Source organism: Yinghuangia sp. YIM S09857, from assembly GCF_051388915.1.
GTDB lineage: Bacteria > Actinomycetota > Actinomycetes > Streptomycetales > Streptomycetaceae > Yinghuangia.
In genome coordinates, this window is record NZ_JBPKBH010000002.1 from 235,308 (window position 1) to 239,200 (window position 3,893).

Consider the following 3,893-nt stretch of genomic DNA (forward strand, 5'->3'; position numbering starts at 1 on the left):
GGGCGCCGGTGCCGCGTCAGGCGGCCCGGCGCCCGCTCTCGTCGGCGTCGAGGGACCGCGTGAGCCAGTCGTGCGCGGCGCCCGGGGTCGGGGGCGGCGGGCCAATGCGCGGGGTGCGCAGGACGGCGACGTCCCGCCAGTAGTGGTCGACGCGCGGATCCGCGGCGAGTTGGGCGCGCAGCGTGCGGCGGAAGGACGGCGTGTCGCGCGTGCGGCGGGCACGGGCGTAGGCGTCCACGAAGCAGTCGAGGGCGTCGCCGGGGTGCGGCGCGCGGTCGGCGAGCAGGTGCGGGGCGGCGAGCGCGTAGGCGTCGATGAGGCCGTCGTAGACCAGGGCCGCCTGGTAGCCCTCGTCGGGGCGGTGGGCGGCGGGCTGGCAGCGGGCCAGGGTGTCGCCGGCGCAGTCGCCGGTGACGAAGGCGTGCAGCCGGGCGTAGGCGAGGACTTGGTCCGGGGTGGGGTCGTCGGGCGGGTCGGGGACGGCGTGTTCGAGGATCGCGGCGGTGACGCGGGGCGGGAGCCGGACGGGGAGCCAGCGGCGCCAGAAGCGCGCCATCGCCGTGGTGTCGGGCGGCGTGGCGATGGCGCCGACGAGGCGGAGCCGGTCGGCGCGTTCGGCGGGGTCGCTGTCCCGGACCAGCACGAGTGCGGCTTCGCGCCAGCGGAGTGCGGCCATGTGGGTGCCGAGTTCGCGCAGGTGTGCGGCGACGGCGTCCTCGAGGGCGCCGTCGTCGACGGCGGTCGGATTGCCGGGGTCGCCGGGGTCGCCGGTCGGGTCGAGGATCCGGCGTACCGCCGGGAGGGGCAGGTCGAGGGTGCGCAGCGAGCGGATGAGGCGGAGGCGTTCCAGCGCGGCGGGGGCGTAGCGGCGGTGGCCGCCGGTGCTGCGCGAGGCCTCGGGGAGCAGGCCGTGGTCGGAGTAGAAGCGCACGGTCTTGACGGTGACGCCGGCGTGCTCGGCGAGTTCCCCGATGCTCCAGAGCCCGTCGGCGGACCACGGCGGCGCGGGCTGTGTCGGCTCGGGCAGGCGCGCCTCGGACGTGCGCCTCGGGCGCTGCGGGCTGCCGGGCGGGGGTGACGTGGGCACGGCTTGAACCTCCCTCAAGGGGAGTTCCTACCGTACCCGCGAGCGTGCGGGGCCCAGGCGGCCGGGTGCGCGGCGGCCGCCCCGGCCCGGGCGCGGCCGGAGTGCTCGGGTTCGGAAGCGGGAGGAGATGGCGATGACGGCGTTTGTGCTGGTGTCGGGTCCTTTCAACAGCGGTTGGCTGTGGCGGGAGGTCGCGGAGCGCATGTGGGACGCGGGGGCCGAGGCGTACCCGGTGACCCTGACGGGTCTGGGCGAGCGCGGGGGCCTCGCGGGGCCGGACACCGACCTGGAGACGCACATCCAGGACGTCCGGCTGGCGATCGAGCAGGCGGCGGACCGCGTCGTCCTGGTGGGCCACGGCTATGGCATCCACCCGGTGCTGGGTGCCGCGGACCGGTGGCCGGACCGTGTCGAGCGTGTGGTCTATGTGGACGCGGGCATGGTGCAGAGCGGCAATGCGGCGTTGGAGCTGCTGCCGCTCCAGGCGCTGCGCGAGGAGTTGCGTGCCCGTGGGGACGTGCCGGGCGAACCGATCGCTCCCCCGGCGCCCGACGCGTGGGACCGGTGGGGCAGCACGGACGGTCTGACGCCTGCGGATCTGGCCGCGCTGACGAGCCGCGCCGCGCCGCAGCCCGCGGGCACGCTGCTCCAGCCGCTGGTGCTGTCGGGCGCGGTCGACGCGATCCCGGCGACCGGTGTGCTGTGCACGTCGAGCGGGGCGAACATCGGCCTGCTGGAGTCGCTGGCAAGTCTCGGGGACGCGGGGCTGAAGTCGCTGGTGGAGCGCCGGGTGACGTTCTTCGAGGTGGCCACCGGGCACTGGCCGATGCTGACGGTGCCCGCCGAGCTCACGGACGTCCTGCTGCGTGCGGCGGCGGGTGAGGGGCATGTGTTGGGCGCGCGGGAGGACGAGATGCCCGGGCACCTGCGGCCGTTCCTGCTGGACGTCCCGGAGAGTCCGCGCGAGCGGGACGGTGTGCTGGACCTGCACTTTCCCGACGTGGGCCTTCCAGCGGACGGTTCGCCGCGTCCCGCGGTGGTGTTCGTGCACGGCGGCCCGGTCCCGGCGGATGCGGCGGTGACGCCGCGCGATTGGCCGGGTCTGGTGGGGCACGCCCGGTTTGCCGCGAGCCTGGGGGCGGTGGGGGTGACGGTGGAGCACCGCCTGCACGGCATCGGGGACTACGAGCGGTCCGCGGCCGATGTGGCGGCGGCGGTGGAGCGGGTGCGCGCCCATCCGCGCGTCGACGGGGACCGGGTGGCGCTGTGGTTCTTCTCGGGCGGGGGCCTGTTGGCGGCGGACTGGCTGGCGGCGCCGCCGGGGTGGCTGCGGTGCGTGGCGGCGTCGTACCCGGTCCTCGCGCCGCTGCCGAACTGGGGGCTTTCGGACTCGCGGTTCCGTCCGGCCGACGCGCTTGCGGGCCCGCTCTCGGACGCGCTTGCGCCCGCGTCCCCGGCGCGGCTGCCGCTGGTGCTCACGCGGGTGGAGTTGGAGCACCCGGCGATCGCCGCGACGGTTGCGGGGTTCCTGGCGCGGGCGAAGACGGTCGGGGTGGATGTCGAGGTGGTCGACGTGCCGCAGGGCCGCCACGGTTTCGACACGTTGGACCACACCGATGAGGCCCGTGCCGCGCTGCGGCTGTCGATGCGGTCGGTGCTGGGCTGTCTGGGGATTGCCGCCGATCCGTCTGGTGTCGGCGCGCCGGTCGCGGTATGACTGGCCCCCGACCCGCCGCTGACGGGTCGTCAGGAGGTGGGCTGTGCCGCAGTGGACGATTCTCGACGAGGCGCGTGCGATCGTGGTTCCGGTCGAGGTGTCCGACGAAGGCACGCCGCTGCTGAGCCGCGCGGCGGTCCGGGAGGCACTGGGCTGGACGCGCGAGGCGCACGGCTGGTGCCGGGGCGACGTGTGCGTGCCCGTGGGTGCGGCGTCCGGTGCGGAGCGTCCCGGCGGGTCGGTCGATCTGGCGGCGTTCGCGGCGCTGCTGGGGCGTCCGTACGCCGCCGATCCGGCCGCGTCGGTGGCCGCCGTGGGCACCGGGTGTGCGGACGTCGGCCTCGATCCGGGCGGCGAGGCCCCGGATTTCGCGCTGCCGGACCTGGCGGGCCGCGTGCACCGGCTGTCCGATCTGCGCGGCCGCAAGGTCGCGCTGAACTTCTGGGCGTCGTGGTGCGGGTGCCGGTGGGAGCTGCCGCACTGGGAGGCGCGGCACGCGGAACTGGCCGGGCACGGCTTCACGTTGCTGAGCGTGTCGCTGGACCACCGGGCGGACGACGCGGCGCCGTGGATCGCGGAGGCGAAGCCGACGCACCCCGTGGTGCTGGACACCGAGCAGCGGGTGGCCGCGCTGTACCAGGTGTCGAACGTGCCGTCGGTGGTGTGGGTGGACGAGGCCGGGCGGGTGGTGCGTCCGAACGACACGCAGTACCCGTCGGACACGTTCGAGGTGTTCACGGATGTGCCGTCGGCCCCGGCGATGGCCGCGTTGCGCCGGTGGGTTCTGGAGGGTGACAGCGGGCTGACGGCCGATCAGGTGGTCGCGTACACGCCGCGCGCGGACGCCGCGGCGCAGCAGGCGCGGACCGAGGCGGCGCTCGCGGTGTGGCTGGCGCGTGGCGGGTACGCGGAGGCGGCGCGTGCGCGGTTCGAGCGGATCGCGGCGGAGGCGCCGGGGCAGGTGTCGGTGTGGCGTGCGCTGATGCCGCTGCTGGACGCCGATCCGCTGGGCGAGGAGTTCTTCGCGAAGGCGGCGGTGTTGCAGGAGGCGGGCATCCCGTTGGCGCGGCCGCTGCCGGTGGGCCCCGC

The 3,893-nt window shown here is 75.8% G+C and carries 3 protein-coding genes; 2 read left to right on the forward strand and 1 reads right to left on the reverse strand.

What is annotated here, in order from left to right; genetic code table 11:
* Positions 1 to 16: 16 nt before the first annotated feature.
* A complete protein-coding gene (locus ACRX5S_RS04265) occupies positions 17 to 1,027 on the reverse strand; it encodes a MerR family transcriptional regulator (protein WP_436771708.1) in 1,011 nt (336 codons plus the stop codon).
* 193 nt (positions 1,028 to 1,220) lie between these two features.
* Here ACRX5S_RS04265 and ACRX5S_RS04270 point away from each other — a divergent pair, with 193 nt between their 5' ends.
* Positions 1,221 to 2,804: an alpha/beta hydrolase gene (locus ACRX5S_RS04270; RefSeq protein WP_436771366.1), complete on the forward strand. Its 1,584-nt coding sequence runs from the start codon at positions 1,221 to 1,223 to the stop codon at positions 2,802 to 2,804.
* Between the two features lie 43 nt (positions 2,805 to 2,847).
* Positions 2,848 to 3,893 (forward strand): redoxin domain-containing protein (locus ACRX5S_RS04275; protein WP_436771367.1); only part of this gene is annotated, 1,046 nt, incomplete at its 3' end.